Genomic DNA, 25,989 nt, shown 5'->3' with positions numbered 1-25,989 from the left:
GGACTAGACCCGGAGCAGGTGGAGCTCCACCAGGGGGCGCTTGCGGACGCGGCGCCCGATAGCCTTGCGGAGGGCGGTCCGCGCCGCCTCCCGCAGGGCCGAGTCCTCACGCCGCAGCGGCGCGGGCAGGTCGTTCACCAGCCGCACGAGGTCGGCCGCGATCTGCGCCGTAGCGTCCTCGCCCTGCTCGAACAGGCCAGGGGCTGAGACCTGAGGTGTGCCCCGCACCCGGCCGCTGTCGTCCACCGCGAGCGAGCCGACGACCACGCCGTTGAACAGCATCCGCCTCCGCGCACCGAGAACGCCGCCGTCGAGCGGCAGCAGGCGCGTGCCGTCCACGGCTAACTTGCCGCTCTGCACGGTCTCGCAGACCTCGACGGGCCCGCCCCCGAGCCGGAGCATGTCGCCGTCCTCGATCAGGTGCGGCTCGGCGCCGAACTCGCGGGCGAGAGCCGCGTGCTCCTGCAGGTGGCGCCACTCCCCGTGCACGGGCACGGCGTGGCGGGGTTTCACCAGGTCGTAAAGCCGCCGGAGCTCGTCCTTGGCCGGATGGCCGGAGACGTGCACGGGGTGCTCCGAGTCCGGCGTGATCACGCGGCATCCGGCGCGGTAGAGCGCGGCCTCCACGTTCATGATCGCCTTCTCGTTCCCGGGGATCATGCGGGAGGAGAAGATCACCGTGTCCCCCTCACCCAGGGAGATCTGCGGATGGGTGTCCGTCGCGATCTTCGCCAGCGCGGACCGAGGCTCGCCTTGACTGCCCGTGCAGATGATCAGCAGCTCGTCATCGGGAAGGTAGCCGGCCTCCTCCTCGTCGAGAAAGGGCGGCAGGTCCTTAAAGTAGCCCGTCTCCCGCGCCGCCGCGTCGGCATTGCGGAGGGAGCGGCCGAAGAGCGCCACGCGCCGGCCGGCGGCCATGGCGGCGCGCGTGATCGAATCCACGCGCGCGATGTTCGTCGCGAAGCAGGAGACGGCCACCCGGCCCTTCAGCGTCGCGATCAGCGCCGTCAGCGCCTCGAGCACGCTGGCCTCGCTGCCGGAATGCCCGTCCACCAGGGCGTTGGTGCTGTCGCAGACCATCGCCAGCACCCCCTCCTCGCCGAGACGGGCGAAGGCAGCCTCGTCCGTGGGCGGGCCGATCAGGGGATCAGGGTCCAGCTTCCAATCGCCCGTGTGCAGAACGGTGCCGTGCCGCGTGCGGATGGCGAGGGCCTGAGACTCGGGCACGGAGTGCGCCACTCGCAAGAACTGCAGATCGAAGTTCCCGATCTTCACGCGGGAGGAGAGCGGCACGGTGTGGATAGTCACCTCGTGCAGCAGCCCCGCCTCACCGAGCTTGCGCCGCAGCACCGCGCTGGCGAAGGGGCTGGCATAGAGGGGGCAGCGCAGCTGGGTCCAGAGATGCGCCACGGCGCCGAGGTGGTCCTCATGCGCGTGGGTGATCACCAGCCCCACGAGGCGGTCCCGCCGCTCGGAAAGCCAGGCAGGATCGGGGACGAGGATCTCGGCCTCGGGCGCCTCGGCGCCGCCGAAGCCGATTCCGCAATCCACCGCGAGGAGCTGTCCGTCCAGGCGGTAGACGTTGAGGTTCATGCCGATCTCCCCCGTCCCCCCGAGCGGGAGGAAGGCGAGGTCGTCGGTCGTATCGAAGGTCATTCGTTCTCGTTCTTGACTAAGTCAGGGTCTATCGTTGCAGGACAGATGGGGGGTGCGCCGCGGGTCGCCAACAGGGGGCGTCCCGGCCCGGCGGCTTGATCGGATGCAAAGCTTCGAATGCCGGGCGGGGCGCCGGGGAACAAGAGGCAGAACGGGGGCGGGCGATCACCTTCCGGTCACTCCGCTCCGGCGCCGTTGCGGTCAGGCCTCGACCTGCCCTGCCGTGACGGTCTCAAGTCCCCGGGCCGTTCGGAGCCGTAGGGCGCCCGTATCGTCCAGCCCCTCGAACAACCCCTTCAACGGAGCACCGGCAGCCGTGACGGTGAGGGCCGCGCCGGGTAGGTGGCCTCGCGCGAGCCAGGCGGCCCGGACGGGGGCAAACCCCTGCGCTTCCCGGAGAGCCCGCCAGCGGTCCAGCGCGGCCAGGACCGCGGCAGCGGCCTCCTCCGGCCCGGGCGCCGGCGCCGGTAGTGATGCCGTACGGCGGCCCGGCACGGCCGGGGCATGGGCGAGGTTCACGCCGAAGCCTAAGGCAAGCCAGTCCAGCCCACCGGCCGTACTCAGGCTCGCCTCCGCGAGAATGCCGGCGCATTTCGCGCCTTTCAGCAGGAGATCGTTCGGCCACTTCAGCGCCAAGCCCGGGCCGGCCCAGGGCGTCAGCGCATCGTGCAAGGCTACGGCCGCCAGCAGGGACCATTGCGGCACCTCACGCGCCGGCGACGCCGGGCGGAGGAGGACCGAGAGGTAGAGATTGCCGGCCGGAGACTCCCAGGCCCGCCCATGCGTGCCGCGCCCGGCCGTCTGACGATGCGCAAGGACGGCCAGGCGCTCCGCCTCGCCGTCCTCGGCACGTTCTCGGATCAGGTCGGCGGTGCTGGGAAGCTGGTCGTGGACCAGCAGCCGCCAGCCCACCGGGAATGAGCTCATCCCGTCAGCGCGGCCACCGCAGCCGCCGCCGCCGCGACGATCGGGGCCGGGAAGAGGAAGAAGAGCACATTGAACAGCCCTGCCCCCGCCAGCACCATGGACACGGCAGCCGGACGGGGGTCCAGCGCCCCTGCGGAGCTGTCGAAGTACATCACCTTGATGATGCGTAGGTAGTAATAGGCACCTACGACACTGGTCAGCACGCCCACCACGGCCAGCACCCAGAAGCCCTCCTGCACCGCTGCCAGGAAGACGTAGAGCTTCGAGAAGAAGCCTGCGAGCGGCGGAATGCCGGCCATAGAGAACATGAAGATCGTCATGGCAGCCGCCATGCCGGGATCGGTGCGGCCGAGCCCGGCGAGGTCGTCCACCTGCTCCAGCGACCGGCCCTGGCGGCGCATGGAGACGAGCACAGCGAAGACGCCCGCGTTCATGGCGATGTAGATCGCCATATACAGCATCACGCCGCGCAGTCCGACATCGGTGGCCACCGCCAGGCCCATCAGCGCGTAGCCGATATGGCCGATGGACGAGTAGGCCATCAGGCGCTTGATGTTGTTCTGCCGGATGGCGGCGAAGGAGCCGAGCAGCATGGAGCCGAGCGAGGCGAGCCAGATCACGCCCTGCCACTGCTCCGCGAGGTCCACAAAGGGATCGGCCAGCACCCGCACGAGCAGCGCCACTGCCGCCACCTTCGGCGCCGAGGCGAAGAAGGCGGTGACCGGGGTCGGCGCGCCCTCGTAGACGTCGGGCGTCCACATGTGGAAGGGCACGGCCGAAATCTTGAAGGCCAGGGCGGCGACCACGAAGGTGACGCCCACGACGAGCCCGAGCGAGGTTCCCTCCGTCGTGGAGACCGCGCTGGCGATCGCCGCGAAGTTCGTGGAGCCGGAGAAGCCGTAGGTCAGGCTCGCGCCATAAAGGTAGAGGCCGGAGGCCAGGGCGCCGAGAACGAAGTACTTCAGCCCGGCCTCGGCGGAGCGCGCGTTGTCGCGGTCGAAGGCCGCGATGACATAGAGCGACAGCGAGAGCAGCTCGAGCCCGAGGTAGAGGGTGATGAGGTCGGCGGCCGAGACCATCGCCAGCATGCCCACCGTGCTGAACAGCACGAGGACCGGGAACTCGAACCGGGCGATGCCCTGCCTCTCGTTCCAGTCCAGCGCCAGCATCAGGCCGGAGGCGGCGCCGAGCAGGATCAGCACCTTCGCGAAGCGCGCGAAGCTGTCCGAGACGAACTGGTTGTTGAAAGCCATGCCGTCGGGCGCGGCCATCACCAGCACCGCCGTAACAAGGAGCGCGCCGAGCGTGCCCATGGTGACAGGGAAGGTCGTGTCCCGCTTGGGAATGACGCCGACGAGCAGGAGCACGAGGCCCGAGACCGCCAGGAGGATCTCGGGAAGGGCGAGGGTCCAGTTCATCGTCTCAGAGCCCCGCCACGCGCGGTACCGCCAGGGCAGCCTCGTGTCGCTCGATCAGCGCGGCGACGGAGGCCTCCCAGACATGGGTGAAGGAGGAAGGATAGATCCCCATCCAGAGGGTGAGGACGATCAGCGGCGCGAAGATCGCCAGTTCGCGCGGAGAGAGGTCCAGCATGCCGCGCACCTCGTCCCGCGTGATGCGGGAGAAGACGACGCGCCGGTAGAGCCAGAGCATGTAGGCCGCGCCGAGGATCATGCCCATGCCGGTGCCGAGCGCGACCCAGCCGTTGGACCTCCAGGCGCCGGTGATGACCAGGAACTCGCCCGGGAAATTGGCGGTGCCGGGCAGCGCGACGCTCGCCATGGTGAAGAGCATGAAGACCAGCGCGTAGGCCGGCATCACCTTCGCCACCCCGCCGTAGCGGGCGATCTCGCGCGTGTGCAGCCGGTCGTAAACCACGCCGACGCAGAGGAAAAGCGCGCCGGAGACCACGCCATGGGCCAGCATGGTGAAGATCGCGCCGGAGATTCCCTGCTGGTTGAAGGTGAACAGCCCCACCGTGACCACGCCCATATGGGCGACGGAGGAGTAGGCGATCAGCTTCTTCATGTCCTGCTGCGCGAAGGCGATCATGGAAGTGTAGATCACCGCCACGACCGAGAGCGCGAACATCATCGGCGCGAAGAACTGCGACGCCTCGGGGAAGAGCGGGATGGAGAAGCGAAGGAAGCCGTAGCCTCCCATCTTCAGCAGCACGCCCGCCAGGATGACGGAGCCGGCGGTCGGTGCCTCCACGTGGGCGTCCGGCAGCCAGGTGTGAACCGGCCACATCGGCACCTTCACGGCGAAGGAGGCGAAGAAGGCCAGGAACATCCAGTACTGCCAGGAGGACGGGACCGCCTTCTGCATCAGCGCCGCAATGTCCGTGCTGCCGGCGTTGTACCAGAGCGCGAGGATGGCCAGCAGCATCAGCACGGAGCCGAGCAGCGTGTAGAGGAAGAACTTGAAGGCCGCATAGACCCGCCGCTGCCCGCCCCAGATCCCGATGATCAGGAACATCGGGATCAGCACGCCCTCGAAGAAGACGTAGAAGATGATGAGGTCAAGCGCGCAGAACATGCCCACCATCATCGTTTCCAGGACGAGGAAGGCGATCATGTACTCCCTCACGCGCGTCTGCACCGCCTCCCACGAGGCGAGGATGCAGATCGGCGTCAGCAGGGTCGAGAGCAGTACGAACAGCACGGAAATGCCGTCCACGCCCATGTGGTAGTTCACGCCGAAATCGGGCAGCCAGTTCAGCCTCTCGACGAACTGCGGCTCCGCGCTGGAGGCGTTGAACTGGAACCACAGAATGAGCGAGAGGACGAAGACGATCAGGCTGGTCCAGAGCGCCGTCCAGCGGGCGTTGGAGGCGACGGTCGCCTCGTCGCCACGGACGCAGAGGATCGCCACCACCCCCGCCAGCGGCAGGAAGGTGAGAAGGGAGAGCAGCGGGAAGCCGGCGGCGTTCATCGGGTGAAGCCCAGGAAAATGACCGAGACGAAGACCACGAGGCCCGCGATCATGGTGAAGGCGTAGTTCGCCACGCGCCCGGTCTGGAACCGCGCGGCGCCGCGCGCCGCGTCGACCGTGAGCGCGGCCACGCCGTTCGGCACGCCGTCGATGATGGCGGCGTCGCCGGTCTTCCAGAACACCTGCGCGAGGCGGCGGAAGGGCCGGACGAAGAGCAGGTCATACAGCTCGTCGAAGTACCACTTGTGCAGCAGGAACTTGTGGACGCCCGGGAAGGCCGCGGCGATGCGGGCCGGGATGGAGGGGAAGAACATGTAGAACAGGTAGGCCAGCAGGATGCCGGCGATGCCGATCACCGTCGGCGCCAGCGGCACCCAAGACGGCACCTCGTGCGCGTGGTGCAGCACGTGGTTGTGCTCCGCCGTGAAGATCGCCCCGTTCCAGAAGGCCTGCTGGTCGTGGCCAACGAAGTGCTCGTAGAAGACCGCGCCGGTGAAGATGGCGCCCACGGCCAGCACCAGCAGCGGGATCAGCATCACCGCCGGGCTCTCGTGCACGTGCTCCATCACGTGGTGGTCCGCCCGCGGCTTGCCGTGGAAGGTGAGGATGAGGAGCCGCCAGGAGTAGAAGGCCGTCAGGAAGGCGGCGAGCAGGCCCATGGCGAAGGCGTACATCCCCGCTCCCGTATGGGCGGCGAAAGCGCTCTCCAGGATCATGTCCTTGGAGTAGTAGCCGGCGAAGAAGGGCACGCCGGCCAGGGCCAGGCTGCCGATCCACATTACCGCGTAGGTGACGGGGATCTTCTTCCAGATCCCTCCCATCTTCCGGATGTCCTGCTCGTCCGACATCGCGTGGATCACGGACCCGGCGGAGAGGAACAGCAGCGCCTTGAAGAAGGCGTGGGTGAAGAGATGGAACACTGCCGCCTGATAGGCGCCGACGCCAAGGGCGAAGAACATGTACCCGAGCTGCGAGCAGGTGGAGTAGGCGATCACCCGCTTGATGTCGTTCTGCACGCAGCCGATCGTCGCGGCAAAGATGGCGGTGGAGGCACCGACGATCGTTACCAGGGTCAGCGTGTTCGGCGCGTACTCGAAGACCGGCGACATGCGCGCCAGCAGGAAGACGCCGGCGGTCACCATCGTTGCCGCGTGAATGAGGGCGGACACCGGGGTCGGGCCCTCCATCGCGTCCGGCAGCCAGGTGTGCAGGCCGAGCTGGGCCGACTTGCCGCAGGCGCCGAGGAACAGGAGCAGCGCGATCACCTCCAGCACCGGCAGGCCGGCGAAGGTCACGCCCCTCATCTCCGCCACGCGCGGGAAGATGTCGTTGAAGTTCAGCGCGCCGAAGGTCCAGAAGGTCAGCGCCATGCCGAGCATGAAGAAGAGGTCGCCGACGCGGTTCACGATGAAGGCCTTCATCGCGGCCCGGTTCGCGCTCTCGCGCTCGTACCAGTAGCCGATCAGCAGGTAGCTCGCGAGACCGACACCCTCCCAGCCGAAGAAGAGCTGGACCAGGTTGTCCGCCGTCACCAGCATCAGCATGGCAAAGGTGAAGAGGCCGAGATAGGCGAAGAAGCGCGGCGGCGTCTCATCATGAGACATGTAGCCGACGCTGTACATGTGGATGAAGGTGGAGATGAAGGTCACCATCCCCACCATCATGGCGCTCAGCGTGTCGTAGCGGAGGGCCCAGTCAACAGTGAGCCCGCCGACATCCATCCAGTTGAGGATGGTGATGGTCTGCGGCTGATGGTTCAGCCCGACCTCGACAAAGGCCGAGACGCCGCAGATGGCGGCCAGCACCATGCAGCCGACCGAAACCCACATGGAGAGCCGGTCGCCCAGCCAGCGGCCGAAGAAGCCCGCGAGGGTCGCGCCCAGGAGCGGGAAGAAGACGGCACCGACGAACATGGCGCCCTAACCCTTCAGGGTGGACACGTCTTCCACCTCGATGCTGCCGCGGTTGCGGAAGTAGATGACGACGATGGCCAGCCCGATCGCGGCCTCGGCGGCCGCGACGGTCAGGATGAACATGGCGAAGATCTGCCCGGTGAGGTCGCCCAGGGTGGAGGAGAAGGCCACCAGGTTGATGTTGACCGAGAGAAGGATCAGCTCCACCGACATCAGGATAACGATGATGTTCTTCCGGTTCAGGAAGATGCCGAACACCCCGAGCACGAAAAGGATCGCGCCCACGGTCAGGTAGTGGGACAGCCCGATGGTGAGCATCAGTGGTGCCCTCCCCCATGTCCGTGCCCATGGCCGTGCGCAACCGCCTTGGGCTTCGGCTCCTCAGGCGGCAGCGGGCGGAGAATGCCCATCTGGCCGATGGTGGCGCCGACCGGGACGGAGGCCATCTCGATCTGCGTGCGGCGGTGGATCTGAGCCTGGATGTCCTGGCGCCGGCTGCGCGCGCGGTCGCGGTGCGTCAGCACGATGGCGCCGATCATGGCGACCAGCAGGATCAGGCCTGCACCCTGAAACAGGAACACGTAGTCCGTGTAGAGCACCTGGCCGATTGCCTGGGTGTTGCTCACTGCCGAGGGTGTCGGGTTCGGCCGCAGCCCGCCGGCCTCACCACTGGACTGCCAGGTGGCAAGGACGAAGACGAGCTCCAGGAACAGGATGCCGCCGATCACCGCGCCGATCGGGGCGTATCGCTGGAAGCCCTCGCGCAGCCGGGCGAAGTCGATGTCCAGCATCATCACGACGAAGAGGAACAGCACCGCGACGGCGCCGACGTAGACGATGACGAGGATCATCGCCAGGAACTCGGCACCGGCGATGAGGAAGAGCGCGGCGGCGTTGAAGAAGCCCAGGATCAGGAACAGCACGCTGTGCACGGGGTTCCGGCTGGTGACGACCATCACGGCGCAGGCGATCAGCACCGCCGAGAAGGCATAGAAGGCGAGGCCCGCGATTGCGGAATCAGTGATCATCGGAAGGGCGCATCCGCCTGGAGGCGCGCGGCCAGGATCGGCTCCCACCGGTCGCCGTTATCGAGGAGCTTGTCCTTCTGGTAGATCAGCTCGGCCCGGGTCTCCGTGGCGAACTCCAGGTTCGGCCCTTCGACGATGGCATCCACCGGGCAGGCCTCCTCGCAGAGGCCGCAGTAGATGCACTTTGTCATGTCGATGTCGTAGCGCGTGGTCCGCCGGGACCCGTCCTCGCGCGGCTCGGCCTCGATCGTGATGGCCAGGGCCGGGCAGACCGCCTCACAGAGCTTGCACGCGATGCAGCGCTCCTCCCCGTTAGGGTAGCGGCGCAGCGCGTGCTCGCCCCGGAAGCGCGGGCTCAGCGGAGCGCGCTCGTAGGGATAGTTGATCGTCGCCTTCTTGGAGAAGAAGGCCTTCAGCGTCAGCCCCAGCCCGGAGATGATCTCCCCGAGGAGGAAGCTGCGCGCCACTCGGTCGAGCGTCGCCATCAGGGACGGACCTTTCCGATTGCGGTGTTGGGTCGGGTCATGCCGGCAGCCACCCGAAGACCTTCAGCGTGAAAGCCGTGAGGACCAGCCAGACGAGGCTGAAGGGCAGGAACACCTTCCAGCCCAGCCGCATGAGCTGGTCATAGCGGTAGCGCGGCAAGGTGGCCCGGACCCAGACGAAGACGAACATGCAGAAGCAGATCTTGAGGATGAACCAGATCGGCCCCGGCACCAGGTTGAACGGTGCCATGTCCAGCGGCGGCAGCCACCCACCCAGAAACAGGGTGGAGGTGAGCGCGGACATGAGGAACATGTTCGCGTACTCGCCGAGGAAGAAGAGGGCGAAGGTCATCGCGGAGTATTCCACGAAGAACCCCGCCACCAGCTCCGACTCACCCTCGGGCAGGTCGAAGGGCGCCCTGTTCGTCTCCGCCAGGGTGGAAATGAAGAAGATGACGAACATCGGGAAGAGCGGGATGAAGAACCACAGGTTCTTCTGCGCCAACACTACGTCCGTCAGGTTCAGCGATCCAACGCAGAGCAGCACGGTGACGATCACGAAGCCCATCGAGACTTCGTAGGACACCATCTGCGCCGCGGAACGCAGCGCGCCGAGGAAGGCGTACTTCGAGTTCGACGCCCAGCCCGCGATGATGATGCCGTACACGCCGAGCGAGGAGATCGCGAAGAGATACAGCACGCCCACGTTGATGTCGGCGATCGCCCAGCCCTCGTTCACCGGGATCACCGCCCAGGCGATCATCGCGAGCACGAAGGTGAGCATCGGCGCCATGATGAAGAGCACCTTGCTCGCGCCCGCCGGCACGATGGTCTCCTTCATCAGCATCTTGCCGGCATCGGCGAAGGGCTGCAGCAGGCCGAAAGGCCCGACGACGTTCGGCCCCTTCCGCAGCTGCATCGCGGCCATGATCTTGCGCTCGGCGAGCGTCATGAACGCCACCGCGATCAGCAGCGGCACCAGCAGCGCCAGTGCCTGCGCGACGGTCAGCGCCAGGATGCCGACCGGGGTGTTCAGGAAGTCCGCCATCACTCGGCCGCCATCGCAGGGGTGGGTGCGTGGGTGCGTGCGCACTCGGCCATCACCTCGCTGGCGCGACTGATCGCGTCGGCTTGCCAGTAGTTCGTGATGGGAGAGTGGAAGAAGGCGCCGCCAAGCGCGCCGGCATCCCCCGCCGGGGCGGCGGAGACCGGCGCCGGGGCCGGCGTCTCGTCCAGGCGCTGGAAGACGGGGTTCGCCTCCTGCATCCGCGCGCGCAGCGCCAGCAGGTCGTCATAGGGCAGCGCCGCGCCGAGCACCTCGCTGGCGGCGCGCAGAATACGCCAGTCCTCCCGCGCATCGCCCGGCGGGAAGACGGCCCGGCGGCCGCGCTGCACGCGACCCTCCGTGTTCACGTAGGTGCCGTCCTTCTCCAGGTAGGTGGAGCCCGGCAGGATCACGTCGGCCCGGGCCGCGGCGCGGTCGCCGTGGTGGCCCTGGTAGACCACGAAGGTGCCCGGGGCGATCAGGGCGGGGTCGAACCCGTCCGCACCCAGCAGCCACAGCGCGTCCACGCCGCCGCCGAGCATCGCTCCCAGGTCCTTGCCGCCCTGCCCCGGCAGGAAGCCGAGATCGAGCGCCGCAACCTGGCCGCCCTGCAGGTGAAGCAGGTTGAAGCCGTTCCACTCCGCCGTGACGGCGTTGATCGACTGCGCCAGCCCCCAGGCTGCGGCCAGCACCGCCGTACCGTCCGGCCGCGCCAGGGCACCGCGCCCCAGCAGGATCAGCGGACGCTTGGCGTTGCGCAGCACGTCGCCGAAGGCGCCGTCCAGCACGCCGCTCAGCGCATCCGGGCCGTTTCCGAGGTGCTGGGATGGATAGGTCAGATCCACGTCCGGCCCGATCACCCCGACCGGCACGCGCACCATGGCCCGCTTGCGGATGCGCGCGTTCAGCACCGGCGCTTCGACGCGCGGGTTGCTGCCGATGATCAGCACCGCATCCGCCTGGTCGATCCCGGCGATGCTGGTGTTGAACAGGTAGAAGGCGCGGTCGGAGCCATCCAGCGCCGCGCCGTCCTCTCGGCAGTCCAGGTTCCGCGACCCCAGCCCGGTCATCAGGTCCTTGAGGGCCAGGATGCTCTCCGCATCCGCCAGCCCACCGGCCACGGCGCCGATCCGCTCGCCCGGGATGCCCTTCATTCGCTCGGCAATCACCGCGAAGGCCTCAGGCCAGGTCGCAGCGCGCAGCTTGCCGCTCTCGCGGATCCACGGCCGGTCCAGGCGGCGCTTCTTCAGCGCGTCGAAGGAGAAGCGGCCGCGATCGGCCATCCACTCCTCGTTCACGTCCTCATGCACGCGCGGGATGATGCGGAGGATATCCGGACCGCGGCTGTCCACGCGGATGTTCGTGCCCGTCGCGTCCAGCACGTCCACGCTGTCCGTCTTCGCCAGCTCCCAGGGGCGGGAGACATAGGCGTAGGGCCGGCTGGTCAGCGCGCCCACCGGGCAGATGTCGATCAGGTTGCCCGACAGCTCGGTGGACAGCGCCTTCTCGACGTAGGTGGTGATCTCCATTCCCTCGCCGCGGCCGACCGCGCCGAGCTCCGGCACGCCCGCCACCTCGGTCGCGAAGCGGACGCAGCGCGTGCACTGGATGCAGCGCGTCATGATCGTCTTCACCAGCGGGCCGAGATACTTGTCCTTCACCGCCCGCTTATTCTCGTGGAACCGCGTGGTGTCGGACCCGTAGGCCATCGCCTGGTCCTGCAGGTCGCACTCGCCGCCCTGGTCGCAGATCGGGCAGTCCAGCGGGTGGTTGATCAGCAGGAACTCCATCACGCCCCGGCGCGCGTTCCGCACCACCGGGCTGTCCGTGATGATCTTCATGCCGTCCGCCGCCGGGAAGTGGCAGGAAGCGACAGGCTTCGGCGCCTTCTCCACCTCGACGAGGCACATGCGGCAATTGCCGGCGATGGACAGGCGCTCGTGGTAGCAGAAGCGGGGAATCTCCTTCCCCGCCAGTTCCGCTGCCTGCAGGGCGGTGACGCCGAGCGGCACCTCCAGCTCGATGTCGTCCACCGTGACCTTGATGAGCTTCACGTCGCTCATGGCTTCACTCCGCCGCCATCGGGTACACCCGCGCGGCATGATCGCGCTTATAGGCGGCGATCCTCTCTTCCATCATCGGCCGGTAGTGCCGGATCAGTCCCTGCACCGGCCAGACGCCACCATCGGCCAGGGCACAGATCGTGTGCCCCTCGATGCGTCGCGTCACGTTCTCCAGCACGTCGATCTCGTCGAGCTCGGCGCGTCCTTCGACCATGCGATCCATCATGCGGCTGACCCAGCCCATGCCCTCGCGGCAGGGCGTGCACTGGCCGCAGCTCTCATGCTTGTAGAATTTGGACAGGCGGGCGATGGCGCGGATCAGGTCCGTGGACTTGTCCATCACGATCACCCCCGCCGTGCCAAGGCCCGACTTGTGCTCGCGCAGCGCGTCGAAGTCCATCAGCACGTCGTCGCAGATGTGCTTCGGCAGCAGCGGCGTGGAGGACCCGCCGGGGATCACACAGAGCAGGTTGTCCCAGCCCCCGCGCACGCCGCCGGCATGGCGCTCGATGAGCTCCCGCAGCGGGATGCTCATCTCCTCCTCAACGTTGCAGGGCTTGTTCACGTGGCCCTGGATGCAGAAGATCTTCGTGCCCGAGTTCTTCGGCCGGCCGAAGCCCGCGAACCAGCTCGCGCCGCGCCGCAGGATCTCCGGCACCACCGCGATCGTCTCGACGTTGTTCACCGTCGTCGGGCGGCCGTAGAGGCCCACGGCGGCGGGGAACGGCGGCTTCAGCCGCGGCATGCCCTTCTTACCCTCGAGGGACTCGATGAGCGCCGTCTCCTCGCCGCAGATATAGGCACCGGCGCCGCGATGGACGTAGAGGTCGAAGTCGTACCCCGACCCCGCCGCGTTCTTCCCCAGCAGCCCGGCCGCGTAGCACTCGTCGATCGCCGCCTGGAGGATGTTCTGCTCGTTGAAGTACTCGCCGCGGCAGTAGATGTAGCCGGCCGAGGCATTCATCGCGACAGCCGCGTAGAGGCAGCCCTCGATCAGCGTGCTCGGGTCATGCCGAATGATGTCGCGGTCCTTGCAGGTGCCCGGCTCCGACTCGTCGCAGTTCACGACAAGGTAGGAGGGCAGCCCGTCCGCGTTCGCCTTCGGCATGAAGGACCACTTGAGGCCGGTCGGGAAGCCGGCGCCGCCGCGGCCACGAAGGCCGGACTGCTTCACTTCCTCGATGATCCAGTCCCGCCCCTTGGCGATCAGCTCCGCCGTACGGTCCCAGTTGCCGCGCTTCCGCGCCGCCTCCAGGCCCCAGTGCTGGGTCCCGTAGAGGTTGGTGAAGATGCGGTCCTTGTCCTGAAGCGCCATGCTTCAATCCCCTCCGGGAACGTCGAGCAGCGTGAGGCGGCCACCCTCCGGCGCGCTCGTCTCGCGGCCGATGGTGCTGCCGGGCTGCGGACGCTCTCCGCGCTTGAGCGATTCGATGAGCTGGACGGTGCGGTCGTAGTCCAGGTCCTCGTAGTAGTCGTCGTCCACCTGCAGGATCGGCGCGTTCACGCAGGCCCCGAGGCACTCCACCTCGGAGAGGGTGAACAGCCCGTCCGCGCTGGTGTCGCCGTAGCCCTTGAGGCCGCCCGCCGTCTTGCAGGCGCGCAGCACGTCGTCCGAGCCGCGCAGCATGCAAGGCGTCGTCCCGCAGACCTGGAGGTGAAACCGCCCGATCGGCTTGGTGTTGAACATGAAGTAGAAGGTCGCGACCTCGTAGACGCGGATCGGTGCCATTCCCAGACGCTCGCCTACGCGGTCCATAGCGATCCGCGGCACCCAGGCAGAACCGGTCTGCCGCCCCATCTGCTTCTGCGCGACGTAGAGCACGGGGATCACGCCGGAGGCCTTCTTCGCCTCCGGGTAGCGCGCCAGAATTTTGGCGATCTGCGCCTCGCTCTCCGCGTCAAACTCGAAGCTCGTCGGCTCCTCCCGAGGGTTGTCGGGATTGGAGTCCAGGTGGTCCTTCGCGCCGTCCGTCACCGGTCGATCTCCCCGAAGACGATGTCCAGGCTGCCGATCACGGAAACCGCGTCCGCCAGCATGTGGCCCTTGGTCAGCACCTCCATCGCCTGGAGATGCGCGAAGCCCGGCGCGCGGATCTTGCAGCGATAGGGCCGGTTGGTTCCGTCGGACACGAGATATACCCCGAACTCGCCCTTGGGCGCCTCTACCACCGTGTAGGTCTCGCCGGGGGGCACGTGGTACCCCTCGGTATAGAGCTTGAAGTGGTGGATCAGCGACTCCATCGAGCGCTTCATCTCGCCGCGCTTCGGCGGCGCGATCTTGTTGTCGTCCACCTTGATCGGCCCGGCCGGCATCTGGTCCAGGCACTGGTGGATGATCTTCAGGCTCTCCCGCATCTCGGCCATGCGGACGAGGTAGCGGTCGTAGCAATCGCCGTGGCGCCCGACGGGCACCTCGAATTCCATCCGGTCATAGACGTCGTAGGGCTGCTGCCGGCGCAGGTCCCACGCCACGCCGGATGCGCGCAAGCACGGGCCGGAGAAGCCCCATTCCATCGCCTGCTCGGCCGACATCACGCCGATGTCGACGGTGCGCTGCTTGAAAATGCGGTTGTCCGTCAGCAGCCCGTGCAGCTCGTCGATGAACTTCGGGAACTGGTTGGCCCAGGCACGGATCCGCTCCGCCAGGCCGGGCGGCAGGTCACGGGAGACGCCGCCCGCGCGGAAGTAGTTCGCGTGATAGTGGCTGCCCGACACCGCCTCGTAGAACTCCAGCAGGTGCTCGCGCTGCTCGAAGCCCCAGAGGGAAGGCGTGATGGCGCCGCAGTCCAGCGCGTAGGTCGTGATGTTCAGCAGGTGATTCGCGAGACGCGTAATCTCGCTGAACATCACGCGGATGTACTGCGCCCGCTCCGGCACCGTGATGCCCAGCAGCCGCTCGGTGCCGAGCGCGAAGGCATGCTCCATGCACATCGGGCTGACGTAGTCGAGCCGGTCGAAGTACGGGTTGGCCTGCAGGTAGGACTTGTACTCGATCAGCTTCTCGGTGCCGCGGTGCAGCAGGCCGATATGCGGATCGGCGCGCTCCACCACCTCACCCTTCATCTCGAGAATGAGGCGCAGCACGCCGTGCGCGGCCGGGTGCTGCGGGCCGAAGTTGAGGGTGTGGCTGTCCAGCTCCACCCGGCGCGTCTGCGCGTCGGCGGTGCTGGTGTCCACGGGGATGGCATCGCCTGTCGTCAGGCTCATGGCTGCTTCTCCGCGTCCGGGAGAGCCTTCTGCTCTTCCAAGAGCGATGCCGGCGGCGGCGCGATGCGGTTCAGGTGCACCTTCTCGTCGCCCGGCAGGGTGGTCATGGCCTCCCACGGGGAGAGGAAGTCGAAGTTGCGGAAGTCCTGCGCCAGGTTCACCGGCTCGTAGATCACCTCGCGCCGCTCCTCGTCGTACCGGACCTCGACATGGCCGGTGAGCGGGAAGTCCTTGCGCAGCGGATGCCCCTGGAAGCCGTAATCCGTCAGGATCCGGCGCAGGTCCTCATTGCCCTCGAAGGCGATGCCGTACATGTCCCAGGCCTCGCGCTCCCACCAGCCGGCCACGGGCCAGATGGCGGTCACGCTCGCCACCGGCGTCTCGGCGTCGGTGGTCGTCACCACGCGGATGCGGTGGTTATGCGTGAGGGAGAGCAAGTTCCACACCACCTCGAAGCGCTCCTTGCGCTCCGGGAAGTCCACGCCGCAGACGTCCATCATCTGCTCGAAGGCGAAGCGCGGGTCGGCCCGCAGGATGGCCATCACCGTGCGCACCTGATCGCGCCGGATTCGGATCACCAGCTCGAGGCCCCGGGCCACATAGGCCTCGGTGACGGCGCCAGGCGGCAGGCTGGCGGCGACCTGCGCGCCGAGGTGCGAAAGGTCAGCCACGAAGGATCGTCCCCGTCCGCCGAATCTTCTTCTGGAGCTGCAGGATGCCGTAGACCAACGCCTCGGCCGTCGGCGGGCAGCCCGGCACGTAGATGTCCACCGGCACGATTCGGTCGCAGCCCCGCACCACGCTGTAGGAGTAGTGATAGTAGCCGCCGCCATTGGCGCAGCTGCCCATGGAGATGACCCAGCGCGGCTCGCTCATCTGGTCGTAGACCTTGCGCAGCGCGGGGGCCATCTTGTTGGTCAGCGTGCCCGCCACGATCATCACGTCCGACTGGCGCGGCGATCCGCGCGGGATCACCCCGAAGCGGTCCAGGTCGTAGCGCGCCATATAGGCGTGGATCATCGGCACGGCGCAGCAGGCCAAGCCAAAGGTCATCGGCCAGAGGCTGCCCGTGCGGGCCCAGTTCACCACCTTGTCGAGGTTGGCGACAACGAAGCCCTTCTCCTCGATCTCCCCCGTCACGCCCTTCAGGACCGCGTCCTGATCAGGCCCGGGCGGGAGCGCCTGCTTGTTCCAGGCCACCTTCTCGTTCGCCGACACGTCGGCCACGTGGGGGTGGCCGAAGATCTCGCTGCCGGTGCCGCTCATCGCATCACCCTCCGCGCGTCGCCGCGCGTCATCTCGTTGCGGGCCATCCGGCCCGTCTCGCCGCGAATGCCGCGGCTCATTCCCAGTCCAGCGCGCCCTTGCGCCACTCGTACACGAAGCCGATCGTCAGCAGCCCCAGGAACCCCATCATCGAGAGGAAGCCGAGCCAGCCGATCCCGCCGAGCGACACGGCCCAGGGGAACAGAAAGGCGACCTCCAGGTCGAAGATGATGAAGAGGATCGCGACGAGGTAGAACCGCACGTCGAAGCGGTGCCGCGTGTCCTCGAAGGGCTCGAATCCGCACTCGTAGGTCGAGTTCTTCTCGGCGTCCGGTTTCTGCCGCGCGGCCAGCACGGACCCGCCCACCATGGCAACGCTGATCGCCGCGGCGATGCCCAGGAAGACGAGGATCGGAAAGTAGTTGGCCAGCAGCGGCTGGGTCATCATGCCCCTCGGAGCTATGGGCATCCGGGACCGGAGGCGACCGCCGGATGCGCCCATTGGCGCCGAGGCCATGCCGCAGCGCAACGCGCTACATATAGATCGGAGCGGTGGTTCGCCATAGGGCCCCTGCCCCAGCTTCGCACAATGAATGCAGCGTAATCAATGCTTGCGAGCCGTTCGCAAGCGGGTCGCACCCGCGGGGGCGGTACGCCGGGACCGCAGCCCGGGACACCCCTGAAACGCAAAACGCCGCCCCGAAGGGCGGCGCTCTGTTTCGCGTCGTGGCGCGAGTGACGGGGCTCGAACCCGCGACCTCCGGCGTGACAGGCCGGCGCTCTAACCGACTGAGCTACACCCGCTCGCGACGTGGACGGGCGTTTACGGGCTGCAGCACCCCCTGTCAATGCGCCGCCTTCACCGAAGCATCACCGAACCACCACGACCCACAACACGCGCGTCTCGGCCTGCCGCAGCGCGAGCGCCCGAAGGAAGTCCCGCTCCGCCCGTTCGGCGCGATCCATCTCAGCCAAGTCGCGCGCGGCCGCACGATCGCCGCGCGACGCCGCCATCGAGAGCCAGTTCCGCGCTTCCCGCGGGTCCTGGCCCATCTCCTCCAGCCCCGTCATGTAGAGGCGGCCCACGGCGCGCTGCGCGCGAACGTCGCCGCTCTCCGCGGCTCGCCGCATCCATTGCAGCGCGGCGTAGGGCTGGCGCCGGAATCCCTCCCCGCCCCGGAACAGCAGGGTGGCCAGCCGGTACTGCGCGTTCGGCGATCCCCCTTCGGCCGCCGCGACGAGGCCCCGAGCGGATTCGGGCGCCTCCATCGAGGGGCCGCTCCGGTCCCCGTCCAACTCGGCCGTCACGGCCCCGATTGGCTGGACGTGGCAGGGCATGCCGGGATGGCAAACCACCACGTCCGGCTGGGCCATCATGGGCTGGGTCTGGGCGCAGGCACCCAGGCCCAGCATGGCCGCCAGCGCGGCCCCGCGGATCGCCTTCACGGCCTCAGCGCACGCGCAGTCGGCCGCCGGTGCCGAGCCCGCCCCGCACCTCCTGGGCCCGGTAGTTCTGCAGCGCCACGACCATCTTGTTGTACGAGTCGACGAAGGCCGCGACCGTCGCCTGGCCGGCCGGCGTGCGCTGGTAGCCGCCCAGCGCCCCCGCCGCGCCGCCGCCGAAGCCGGCCAGCACCGCACCGAAGTTGGAGGCGGTGGAGGAGCCCTCCGAGGCCGCGATCTGCACGCCGGCCCGGATATCGAAGACGGAAAGCGTGACCTGGGTCCCGGAGGTGGACATGGCAGCCCCCGCCAGGCCGGCCGCCAGCCCACCCCAGCCACCGATTCCCGCGCCGAGCCCGCTCATGTCCTGGTTCGAGAAGAGAATGGCCGGCTCCATGTAGTAGTCTGCCGCCACGCGCTGCCCGCGCTGCATGTTGGACCCGGCCCGGAACTCGCCGCTGTTCCGCATGTCGCCGACCATGCCGCGCATCCGGCCCTCGAGCCGGTCATTCCCCATCGCGGTGATGACGAAGCAGTTGGACTGCTGGATGATCAGCCGCACCATCGGCTCGATGGTCGTGATCTGCGTGGCGCGGGTGAAGGGCCCGAACCAGCTCGCCGCGCGGCCGTCATCGACTGCGATTGTGCCGAGGGTCTCCGGGCAGCGCACCAGGCTGGTCGCGCCGACGCTGGTGCCGCCAGCGGCGGCGCCGGTCACCGGCCCGCTGGCCGTCCCCTGCTGGAGGCAACCGGCGAGCGCGAAGGCGGAGGCGGCGGCCAGCAGGCCATGGCGAAACTTCATGAAACGGCTTCCCTCGGAGCAGACGGCCGGAATCAGGCCGGCCATGGGGATTATTCATCCCCCTCGGGTTACCGCAACCTTGCGTAACGTTCCGGCCCGCTGCGGGCGCGGTCTGATTTCATCCTGTGGAACGCGTCAGGGAATGGGCGCTGAGGGATTCGAACCCCCGGCATCCTCGGTGTAAACGAGGCGCTCTACCGCTGAGCTAAGCGCCCCCACCCCCGCGGCCGGGCCGGCGGACCTATGCCGGGCCGCCCCCGCCTCCGTCAACAACACCCCTGCGCGCGGCCCGAACGAGAAGGGGCGCCGGCCCGCGCCGACGCCCCTTCCCCGTCAATCGCCGCCCGTCAGTGCGGCAGCCCGGCCCCAGCCGGGTCGCCGGCCGCCGGCTTGGTCGGCGTCACCTCCTCGGGCTCGCTCCAGTCGATCGCCTCCGGCCGGCGCACCAGGGCCCCGGCAATCACCTCGTCCACATGGGAGACGGGGATGACCTTCAGCGCCTTCGTCACGCTCTCCGGAATGTCGGCCAGGTCCTTCTCGTTCTCCTTCGGGATGAAGACCGTGCCCACCCCGGCCCGCAGGGCCGCGAGGAGCTTCTCCTTCAACCCGCCGATCGGAAGCACCCGCCCGCGCAGCGTGATCTCGCCGGTCATGGCCACGTCCTTGCGGACGGGAATGCCCGTGAGAATGGAGACGATGCTCGTCGCCATTGCAATGCCAGCGGAAGGCCCATCCTTCGGGGTCGCCCCCTCCGGCACGTGGACGTGGATGTCCCGGCGCTCGAACAGCGTCGGCTTGATGCCGAAGGCGGTGGACCGGCTGCGGACATAGGACACCGCGGCCGAGACACTCTCCTGCATCACATCGCCGAGCTTGCCCGTGTGCTTGATGGCGCCCTTGCCGGGCAGCAGCACGGACTCGATCGTCAGGATCTCACCGCCCACCTCGGTCCAGGCAAGGCCGGTCACGGCGCCCACCATGTCCTCGGCCTCGGCCTCACCGTAACGGAACTTCCGCACGCCGGCGTACTTGCCAAGGTTCTCGGCGGTGATCTCCACCTTCGTCGCCTTGCCGGAGACGATCTCGCGCACGGCCTTGCGGGCCAGCCCACCGATCTCGCGCTCCAGGTTCCGGACGCCGGCCTCCCGCGTGTAGTAGCGAACCAGGTCGCGGATGGCCTCGTCGGAGACGGTCCACTCGTCCGGCTTCAGACCATTCGCCTCAGTGACCTTCGCGACGAGATGCCGCCGGGAGATGCCGATCTTCTCATCCTCGGTGTAGCCGGGGATGCGAATGATCTCCATGCGGTCCAGCAGCGGCTGGGGCATCTTCAGCGAGTTGGCCGTGGTGATGAACATCACGTCCGACAGGTCGTAGTCGACCTCTAGGTAGTGGTCGGCGAAGGTCCCGTTCTGCTCGGGGTCCAGCACCTCCAGCAGGGCCGAGGACGGGTCCCCGCGCCAGTCGGCGCCGAGCTTGTCGATCTCGTCCAGCAGGAAGAGCGGGTTGGACGTCTTCGCCTTCTTCATGCCCTGGATGACCTTACCGGGCATGGAGCCGATATAGGTCCGCCGGTGGCCGCGCACCTCCGCCTCGTCCCGCACGCCGCCGAGCGACATGCGGACGAAGTTGCGGTTCACCGCCTTAGCGATCGACTTGCCGAGCGAGGTCTTGCCGACGCCGGGCGGGCCGACGAGGCAGAGGATGGGGCCGCGGATCTTCTTGGACCGGCTCTGGACGGCCAGGTACTCGATGATCCGCTCCTTCACCTTGTCCAGGCCATAGTGGTCGGCGTCCAGGACGCGCTGGGCCTCCTCCAGGTCGATCCGCACCTTGGTGCGCTTCTTCCAGGGGATGGTCAGCATCCAGTCCAGGTAGTTCCGCACCACCGTGGCCTCGGCGGACATGGGCGACATGCCGCGCAGCTTCTTCAGCTCGCCGGTCGCCTTCTCGCGCGCCTCGGGGGAGAGGGCGGTCTTCTTGATCCGGGCCTCGAGCTCGGCAATCTCGTCCTTGCCCTCCTCGCCCTCGCCCAGCTCCTTCTGAATGGCCTTCATTTGCTCATTCAGGTAGTACTCGCGCTGGGTCTTCTCCATCTGCCGCTTCACGCGGTTCCGGATGCGCTTCTCCACCTGGAGGACGCCGATCTCGCTCTCCATGTGAGCGAAGACGCGCTCCAGGCGGGCGGTCACGCCGACCGTCTCCAGCAGCTCCTGCTTCTCGGCGATCTTGAGGTTCAGGTGAGCGGCCACGGTATCGGCCAGCTTGCCCGGCTCCTCGATCTGGTTGATCGAGACCAGCACCTCAGGCGCGATCTTCTTGTTGAGCTTGATATAGCCCTCGAACTGCCCGACGACCGAGCGGCTCAGCGCCTCGACCTCGGCGGCCTCGGGAGCGGCCTCCTCGACCGTCTCGGCGAAAGCCTCGAAGTGGCTGCCCGTCTCCTTCCAGCCCACCACCTTCGCGCGGCGGCCACCCTCCACCAGCACCTTCACGGTGCCGTCCGGCAGCTTCAGCAGCTGGAGCACGGTGGAAACGGTGCCGACCTCGAACAGGTCCTCGGCGCCGGGGTCGTCCTGCGCGGCGTTGCGCTGGGCGAGCAGCAGGATCTGCTTGTCCTCGCGCATCACGCTCTCCAGCGCGCGCACGGACTTCTCGCGACCCACGAAAAGGGGGACGATCATGTGGGGGAAGACGACAATGTCGCGGAGGGGAAGGACGGGAAGCGCCTCGCCCCGGACCAGCTCCGCTCCACCCTGATTCTCAGTATCCGCCATGGGGACCTCGCTCAGACAGTCGGCGCGGAAACGCCCCGATCGGGCACGTTCCCGTCGCCACGGGAAGAAGCCCTATGTGGTGCCGGGGCGCCTCTCCCACAACGGCGGAGGGGCGCCCCGGACGGATGGGGCCATGCAATAAAAATGCCTCAGCCCCGTCCCGTTCTGGGAAGCCCGGGGCTGAGCCACCGGTTCAGGCGCTAGTCTGCTCCGCCGGCCGTTCACCGTAGATGAACAGCGGCTGCGCCCGGTTCTCGGCCACCTCCTTGTTCACCACCACCTCCTCGACCTCGTCCAGACCAGGCAGGTCGAACATGGTCGAGAGCAGGATGCCCTCCATGATGGAGCGCAGGCCGCGGGCGCCGGTCTTGCGCTGGATGGCACGGTTGGCCACCGACTTCAGCGCGTCCTCCGTGAAGGTGAGCTTCGTCCCCTCCATCTCGAAGAGGCGCTGATACTGCTTCAGCAGCGCGTTCTTCGGCTTAGTGAGGATCTCGATCAGCGCCTTCTCGTCCAGGTCCTCGAGCGTCGCGATGACGGGCAGGCGGCCGATGAACTCGGGGATCAGCCCGAACTTCAGCAGGTCCTCCGGCTCCACCTCGCGCAGGATGGCGCCCTGCCGGCGCTCGTCCGGCCCCTTCACCTCGGCGCCGAACCCGATGCCGGAGCCCTTGCCCTTGGCCGCGATGATCTTCTCCAGCCCCGCGAAGGCGCCGCCCACGATGAAGAGGATGTTGGAGGTGTCCACCTGCAGGAACTCCTGCTGGGGGTGCTTCCGGCCGCCCTGGGGCGGGACGGAGGCGACCGTGCCCTCCATGATCTTCAGCAGCGCCTGCTGGACGCCCTCGCCCGACACGTCGCGCGTGATCGAGGGGTTGTCCGACTTGCGGCTGATCTTATCCACCTCGTCGATGTAGACGATGCCGCGCTGCGCCCGGTCCACATTGTAGTCCGCGGCCTGCAGCAGCTTGAGGATGATGTTCTCCACGTCCTCGCCGACATACCCCGCCTCCGTCAGCGTGGTCGCGTCCGCCATCGTGAACGGCACGTCGAGGATGCGGGCCAGGGTCTGCGCCAGCAGCGTCTTGCCCGAGCCCGTGGGGCCGACGAGCATGATGTTGCTCTTCGCGATCTCCACCTCGCCGTTCTTCGCGCCGTGAGCCAGCCGCTTGTAGTGGTTGTGCACGGCCACGGAGAGCACCTTCTTCGCGTGCTCCTGCCCGATGACGTAATCATCGAGGACCTTGCAGATCTCCTTCGGCGTCGGCACCCCGTCGCGGGTCTTCACGAGGTGCGTCTTGTGCTCCTCGCGGATGATGTCCATGCACAGCTCGACGCACTCGTCGCAGATGAACACCGTCGGGCCGGCGATGAGCTTGCGGACCTCGTGCTGCGACTTGCCGCAGAACGAGCAGTAAAGGGTATTCTTGGAATCGCCGGACTTGCTCATGCGCGCTCCTCGCCCCTGGCCGGGCAACACGGCCCATCCGGGGCGTCAAGGGGGCAAGATAGCCCCCCTCCCCCCGTGGGGGAAGGATGGGCCGGAATTTGTGACAAAAGGGCGACCGGACCCGGGAACAGGGCCTTCCCCGCAGCGGGTCCGGAAGGGCCCGCGCCCATCAGGGGCGCGGCCCCTCCACCGCCGGCGCCGCCACGGCGGCCCCCGCCGGCAGCTTCGCCACCACCTGGTCGATCAGCCCGAAGGCCTGCGCCTCCTCGGCGGACATGTAGGTGTCGCGCTCGAGCTTGCGCTCGATCTCCTCCACCGGCTGGCCGGTGTGGTGGACGTAGATCTGGTTCAGGCGCTTGCGCAGGTCCAGGATCTCGCGGGCCTGGATCTCGATGTCCGTCGCCTGTCCCTGGGCGCCGCCGGAGGGCTGGTGGACCATGATCCGGCTGTTCGGCAGGGCGAAGCGCTTGCCCTTCTCCCCGGCCGTCAGCAGCAGGGAGCCCATGGAGGCCGCCATGCCCAGGCAGACGGTGGAGACGGGGGAGCGGATGTACTGCATCGTGTCGTACATCGCGAGGCCGGCCGAGACCACGCCGCCCGGGCTGTTGATGTAGAAGGCGATGTCCTTGTTGGGGTTCTCGCTCTCCAGGAACAGCAGCTGGGCGCAGATCAGGGACGAGACCTGGTCGAAGACCTGGCCCGTCAGGAAGATGATCCGCTCCTTCAGCAGGCGGGAGTAGATGTCGAAGGCGCGCTCGCCGCGGGCCGTCTGCTCGACGACCATGGGGACCAGCGAGTTGTTGTAGAGTTCAACCGGGTCGCGGTCGACGAATACGGAACGGGTCATAGCTTGTCCTTCCCCACCGGCGGAGAGGCGCGTCCCCGATGGCACCGCCCGGACGGGCGCCCGGCCCTGCCGCAGCACCCCTCCGGCTCCCTCAGCCGGCAATACCCAACCAAGATGGGCCAAGCCGCCCCCCTCGGAAAGGGGGGCGGCCCGGGATTTAGCGCCAGGAAATGGCTGCGGGCCTCAGGCGGCCTGCAGCTCCTCCGCGGTCACGGTCCGGTCCGTCACCTTGGCCAGCTCCAGCATGAAGTCCACGACCTTCTCCTCGAAGATCGGGGCGCGCAGGTTCTCCAGCGCCTGCGGGTTCTTCTGGAAGAACTCGAAGACCTGCTTCTCCTGCCCGGGGTAGCGGGACGCCTCGCGGCGCATCGCCTGGAACAGCTCGTCCTGGCCGACCTGGATGTTGTTCGTCCGCCCGATCTCGGAGAGCAGGAGGCCCAGCCGGATGCGCCGCTCGGCGATCTTCCGGTACTCGGCCCGCAGCGTCTCCTCGTCCTTGCCGGCATCCTCGGCGTCGAGGCGGCCCGCCTTGCGGTCCTCCTCCACGCGGCCCCAGATCTGGCCGAACTCGGCCTCCACCATGCCCTCGGGCACGGCGAAGCTGGCGCGGTCGGCCAGCTGGTCCAGCAGGGCGCGCTTCACGCGCAGGCGCGCCAGCCCGTCATACTCGCCCTGGATGGAGTTCCGCAGCTCCTCGCGCAGCTTCTCCGCGCTCTCCAGGCCGAGAGACTTCGCGAACTCGTCGTCCGCGGGGGCCGGGGCGCGGGTCTTCAGCGCCTTGGCGGTGATCTCGAACTCCGCCGGCTTGCCCGCCAGCTCGGCCGAGCCGTAGCTCTCGGGGAAGCTCACCCGCACCTTGCGGGTCTCGCCGGGGCGGATGCCCTCCAGCCCCTCGGTGAAGCCGGGGATGAAGCCCTCGCCGCCCACCTCGATCGGCATGTCGCTCGCAGTGCCGCCCGGGAAGGGCTCGCCGACGGACTCCCCGTCCCCCGGCCCCTCAAAGCGGGCCGAGCGGACCCGCAGGGTGAAGTCGGCGGCCACCGGCGCGCCGAAGTCCAGCCTCAGCCCGACGCGGCCGGTGCCATCGGCCTCGGCCGTCCACTCCGCCGCGATCGGCCCGGCGCCGGGCAGCGCCACGGTCTTGCGCTCGGCGGCCGCAGAGGGGCCCCTCTGCTGCGCGGTCAGGAAGGCCTGCGCCACGGCACCCTCGGGCAGCGACCCCTCGACGACCTGCCACTCGGCCGAGAGACGGTAGTCCTGCCCACCGGTCACGGGCAGCATCGTCCGCGAGAGGTCGATGCGGATCGCGTTCAACCCCTCACTCACCTTGACGCGGGCGTCGAGGTAGCGCGCGCCGCCCTCCTCGCCCTCGCCGGCCAGCGTGGCGGCGCCGGGCGGATTGGACTCGACCAGGACCGTGCCCTCCGGAAGAAGGTTCGCCCCGCTGTTCGAGACCAGCCGGCCCACGAAGTCGGACACCACCACGTCGCCCTTCTGCGCCGGGCGCTCCTCGGCCACGTCCTCCAGCTTGGCGTTCCGCGCGGCCAGGCCGTCGGCGGCCTTCTGGACCTCCTCGTCGGAGACCTCCGCGCGCGGGCGCTCCACCTCGATCCCCGAGAAGTCCGGCATCGGGATCTCCGGCAGGACCTCCATCTCGATGTTGAAGGCCAGGTCGGCGCCGTCGGCGAAATCGCCGACCAGCTCCACCTTCGGCTGCAGCGCCGGGCGCAGGCCGCGCTCGGTCAGCAGGTCCCGCGTGGCGGTCTGCACCTGCTCCTCCAGCACCTCGCCCGTCACGGCCGTGCCGTAGCGCTTCTTCACCACGGACATCGGCACCTTGCCCGGCCGGAAGCCCGGGATCCGCAGGTCGCGGCCCAGCGCGGCGAGCCGCTTGTCGCGCGTCGCCTCGATCTCCGCCGCCGGCACCACCACCGAGAAGGACCGCTTCAGCCCCTCGGCCGAGAGCTCCGTCACCTGCATTCGCTCAGTTCCACATCAAGATCGTTCAGGTCGGCGCCGGGCCGGTTGGTGCGGGCGGAGGGACTTGAACCCCCACGGCTTGCGCCACTGGAACCTAAATCCAGCGTGTCTGCCATTCCACCACGCCCGCGTCGCGCAGCGCCGAATTGCGCGCCCTTACCCCATG

General features: G+C 68.2%; 21 protein-coding genes, 3 tRNA genes and 2 pseudogenes. All 26 read right to left on the bottom strand.

What is annotated here, in order from left to right; translation table 11 throughout:
- Positions 1-3 precede the first annotated feature (3 nt).
- Positions 4-1,656, bottom strand: coding sequence for a ribonuclease J (locus VQH23_RS18810; RefSeq protein WP_338662256.1), 1,653 nt, complete (start codon positions 1,654-1,656; stop codon positions 4-6).
- 201 nt (positions 1,657-1,857) lie between these two features.
- Positions 1,858-2,583: a biotin--[acetyl-CoA-carboxylase] ligase gene (locus tag VQH23_RS18805; RefSeq protein WP_338662255.1), complete on the bottom strand. Its 726-nt coding sequence runs from the start codon at positions 2,581-2,583 to the stop codon at positions 1,858-1,860.
- Positions 2,580-4,001 carry an NADH-quinone oxidoreductase subunit NuoN gene (gene nuoN, locus VQH23_RS18800; RefSeq protein ID WP_338662254.1) on the bottom strand — a complete coding sequence of 474 codons (1,422 nt, stop codon included), beginning with the start codon at positions 3,999-4,001 and terminating at the stop codon, positions 2,580-2,582. Before nuoN ends, VQH23_RS18805 begins: the two co-directional genes overlap by 4 nt.
- Positions 4,002-4,005: 4 nt before the next feature.
- On the bottom strand, positions 4,006-5,517 hold the full coding sequence (locus VQH23_RS18795; protein ID WP_338662253.1) for an NADH-quinone oxidoreductase subunit M: 1,512 nt from the start codon (positions 5,515-5,517) through the stop codon (positions 4,006-4,008).
- The gene (nuoL, locus tag VQH23_RS18790; protein WP_338662252.1) at positions 5,514-7,430 is read right to left on the bottom strand and encodes an NADH-quinone oxidoreductase subunit L; all 1,917 of its coding nucleotides are present in this window, start codon (positions 7,428-7,430) and stop codon (positions 5,514-5,516) included. The genes VQH23_RS18795 and nuoL overlap by 4 nt, the downstream gene beginning before the upstream one ends.
- 6 nt (positions 7,431-7,436) lie before the next feature.
- Complete coding sequence (gene nuoK / locus VQH23_RS18785; protein ID WP_338662251.1) at positions 7,437-7,748, bottom strand: NADH-quinone oxidoreductase subunit NuoK; 312 nt, start codon at positions 7,746-7,748, stop codon at positions 7,437-7,439.
- Entirely contained in the window at positions 7,748-8,458 is a 711-nt protein-coding gene (locus tag VQH23_RS18780) for an NADH-quinone oxidoreductase subunit J (RefSeq protein WP_338662250.1), read from the bottom strand. Before VQH23_RS18780 ends, nuoK begins: the two co-directional genes overlap by 1 nt.
- A complete protein-coding gene (nuoI, locus tag VQH23_RS18775; RefSeq protein ID WP_338662249.1) occupies positions 8,455-8,943 on the bottom strand; it encodes an NADH-quinone oxidoreductase subunit NuoI in 489 nt (162 codons plus the stop codon). Before nuoI ends, VQH23_RS18780 begins: the two co-directional genes overlap by 4 nt.
- 37 nt (positions 8,944-8,980) lie before the next feature.
- The gene (nuoH, locus tag VQH23_RS18770; RefSeq protein WP_338662248.1) at positions 8,981-9,991 is read right to left on the bottom strand and encodes an NADH-quinone oxidoreductase subunit NuoH; all 1,011 of its coding nucleotides are present in this window, start codon (positions 9,989-9,991) and stop codon (positions 8,981-8,983) included.
- The gene (nuoG, locus tag VQH23_RS18765; RefSeq protein WP_338662247.1) at positions 9,991-12,051 is read right to left on the bottom strand and encodes an NADH-quinone oxidoreductase subunit NuoG; all 2,061 of its coding nucleotides are present in this window, start codon (positions 12,049-12,051) and stop codon (positions 9,991-9,993) included. The genes nuoH and nuoG overlap by 1 nt, the downstream gene beginning before the upstream one ends.
- Positions 12,052-12,055: 4 nt before the next feature.
- A complete protein-coding gene (gene nuoF, locus VQH23_RS18760; RefSeq protein WP_338662246.1) occupies positions 12,056-13,366 on the bottom strand; it encodes an NADH-quinone oxidoreductase subunit NuoF in 1,311 nt (436 codons plus the stop codon).
- 3 nt (positions 13,367-13,369) lie between these two features.
- Entirely contained in the window at positions 13,370-14,026 is a 657-nt protein-coding gene (locus VQH23_RS18755) for an NAD(P)H-dependent oxidoreductase subunit E (RefSeq protein WP_338662245.1), read from the bottom strand.
- Complete coding sequence (locus VQH23_RS18750; protein ID WP_338662244.1) at positions 14,023-15,258, bottom strand: NADH-quinone oxidoreductase subunit D; 1,236 nt, start codon at positions 15,256-15,258, stop codon at positions 14,023-14,025. The genes VQH23_RS18755 and VQH23_RS18750 overlap by 4 nt, the downstream gene beginning before the upstream one ends.
- On the bottom strand, positions 15,255-15,929 hold the full coding sequence (locus VQH23_RS18745) for an NADH-quinone oxidoreductase subunit C (protein WP_338662243.1): 675 nt from the start codon (positions 15,927-15,929) through the stop codon (positions 15,255-15,257). The genes VQH23_RS18750 and VQH23_RS18745 overlap by 4 nt, the downstream gene beginning before the upstream one ends.
- Positions 15,922-16,524, bottom strand: coding sequence for an NADH-quinone oxidoreductase subunit B family protein (locus VQH23_RS18740; protein WP_338662242.1), 603 nt, complete (start codon positions 16,522-16,524; stop codon positions 15,922-15,924). Before VQH23_RS18740 ends, VQH23_RS18745 begins: the two co-directional genes overlap by 8 nt.
- Before the next feature lie 76 nt (positions 16,525-16,600).
- Positions 16,601-16,969 (bottom strand): NADH-quinone oxidoreductase subunit A, encoded by a 369-nt coding sequence (locus VQH23_RS18735; RefSeq protein ID WP_338666127.1) that lies wholly within the window; start codon positions 16,967-16,969, stop codon positions 16,601-16,603.
- A 282-nt stretch (positions 16,970-17,251) separates the two neighbouring features.
- Positions 17,252-17,328, bottom strand: a tRNA-Asp gene (locus VQH23_RS18730).
- 66 nt (positions 17,329-17,394) lie between these two features.
- Complete coding sequence (locus tag VQH23_RS18725; RefSeq protein WP_338662241.1) at positions 17,395-17,970, bottom strand: hypothetical protein; 576 nt, start codon at positions 17,968-17,970, stop codon at positions 17,395-17,397.
- A gap of 4 nt (positions 17,971-17,974) precedes the next feature.
- Complete coding sequence (locus tag VQH23_RS18720) at positions 17,975-18,769, bottom strand: hypothetical protein (RefSeq protein WP_338662240.1); 795 nt, start codon at positions 18,767-18,769, stop codon at positions 17,975-17,977.
- Positions 18,770-18,912: 143 nt separating this feature from the next.
- Positions 18,913-18,984, bottom strand: a tRNA-Val gene (locus VQH23_RS18715).
- Positions 18,985-19,116: 132 nt separating this feature from the next.
- Complete coding sequence (gene lon / locus VQH23_RS18710; RefSeq protein ID WP_338662239.1) at positions 19,117-21,546, bottom strand: endopeptidase La; 2,430 nt, start codon at positions 21,544-21,546, stop codon at positions 19,117-19,119.
- Between the two features lie 193 nt (positions 21,547-21,739).
- Positions 21,740-22,996, bottom strand: a complete 1,257-nt coding sequence (gene clpX, locus VQH23_RS18705; RefSeq protein ID WP_338662238.1) for an ATP-dependent Clp protease ATP-binding subunit ClpX — start codon at positions 22,994-22,996, stop codon at positions 21,740-21,742.
- A gap of 169 nt (positions 22,997-23,165) precedes the next feature.
- Entirely contained in the window at positions 23,166-23,843 is a 678-nt protein-coding gene (gene clpP / locus VQH23_RS18700) for an ATP-dependent Clp endopeptidase proteolytic subunit ClpP (RefSeq protein ID WP_338662237.1), read from the bottom strand.
- 183 nt (positions 23,844-24,026) lie between these two features.
- Positions 24,027-24,827 (bottom strand): annotated as a pseudogene (gene tig, locus VQH23_RS18695) (trigger factor); the annotation flags it as partial.
- 579 nt (positions 24,828-25,406) lie between these two features.
- A pseudogene (locus VQH23_RS18690) lies at positions 25,407-25,823 on the bottom strand (trigger factor family protein); the annotation flags it as partial.
- A gap of 46 nt (positions 25,824-25,869) precedes the next feature.
- A tRNA-Leu gene (locus tag VQH23_RS18685) sits at positions 25,870-25,953 on the bottom strand.
- Positions 25,954-25,989: the final 36 nt, after the last annotated feature.

The sequence above is a fragment of the Pararoseomonas sp. SCSIO 73927 genome (assembly GCF_037040815.1).
GTDB lineage: Bacteria > Pseudomonadota > Alphaproteobacteria > Acetobacterales > Acetobacteraceae > Roseomonas.
This window is presented reverse-complemented; position numbering and strand designations above follow the sequence as displayed.

Excerpts from the sequence above, each read along its gene's own strand:
- nuoI (WP_338662249.1), bottom strand. The coding sequence starts at position 8,943 with ATGGCGACGCTCGACCGAGTGGCGCGCAGCTTCCTCCTCGGGGAGATC.
- nuoL (WP_338662252.1), bottom strand. The coding sequence starts at position 7,430 with ATGTTCGTCGGTGCCGTCTTCTTCCCGCTCCTGGGCGCGACCCTCGCG.
- VQH23_RS18805 (WP_338662255.1), bottom strand. The coding sequence starts at position 2,583 with ATGAGCTCATTCCCGGTGGGCTGGCGGCTGCTGGTCCACGACCAGCTT.
- VQH23_RS18750 (WP_338662244.1), bottom strand. The coding sequence starts at position 15,258 with ATGAGCCTGACGACAGGCGATGCCATCCCCGTGGACACCAGCACCGCC.
- nuoK (WP_338662251.1), bottom strand. The coding sequence starts at position 7,748 with ATGCTCACCATCGGGCTGTCCCACTACCTGACCGTGGGCGCGATCCTT.
- VQH23_RS18780 (WP_338662250.1), bottom strand. The coding sequence starts at position 8,458 with ATGATCACTGATTCCGCAATCGCGGGCCTCGCCTTCTATGCCTTCTCG.
- VQH23_RS18810 (WP_338662256.1), bottom strand. The coding sequence starts at position 1,656 with ATGACCTTCGATACGACCGACGACCTCGCCTTCCTCCCGCTCGGGGGG.
- nuoF (WP_338662246.1), bottom strand. The coding sequence starts at position 13,366 with ATGGCGCTTCAGGACAAGGACCGCATCTTCACCAACCTCTACGGGACC.
- nuoN (WP_338662254.1), bottom strand. The coding sequence starts at position 4,001 with ATGAACTGGACCCTCGCCCTTCCCGAGATCCTCCTGGCGGTCTCGGGC.
- VQH23_RS18795 (WP_338662253.1), bottom strand. The coding sequence starts at position 5,517 with ATGAACGCCGCCGGCTTCCCGCTGCTCTCCCTTCTCACCTTCCTGCCG.
- VQH23_RS18740 (WP_338662242.1), bottom strand. The coding sequence starts at position 16,524 with ATGAGCGGCACCGGCAGCGAGATCTTCGGCCACCCCCACGTGGCCGAC.
- clpX (WP_338662238.1), bottom strand. The coding sequence starts at position 22,996 with ATGAGCAAGTCCGGCGATTCCAAGAATACCCTTTACTGCTCGTTCTGC.
- clpP (WP_338662237.1), bottom strand. The coding sequence starts at position 23,843 with ATGACCCGTTCCGTATTCGTCGACCGCGACCCGGTTGAACTCTACAAC.
- VQH23_RS18735 (WP_338666127.1), bottom strand. The coding sequence starts at position 16,969 with ATGACCCAGCCGCTGCTGGCCAACTACTTTCCGATCCTCGTCTTCCTG.
- nuoH (WP_338662248.1), bottom strand. The coding sequence starts at position 9,991 with ATGGCGGACTTCCTGAACACCCCGGTCGGCATCCTGGCGCTGACCGTC.
- nuoG (WP_338662247.1), bottom strand. The coding sequence starts at position 12,051 with ATGAGCGACGTGAAGCTCATCAAGGTCACGGTGGACGACATCGAGCTG.
- lon (WP_338662239.1), bottom strand. The coding sequence starts at position 21,546 with ATGGCGGATACTGAGAATCAGGGTGGAGCGGAGCTGGTCCGGGGCGAG.
- VQH23_RS18720 (WP_338662240.1), bottom strand. The coding sequence starts at position 18,769 with ATGAAGTTTCGCCATGGCCTGCTGGCCGCCGCCTCCGCCTTCGCGCTC.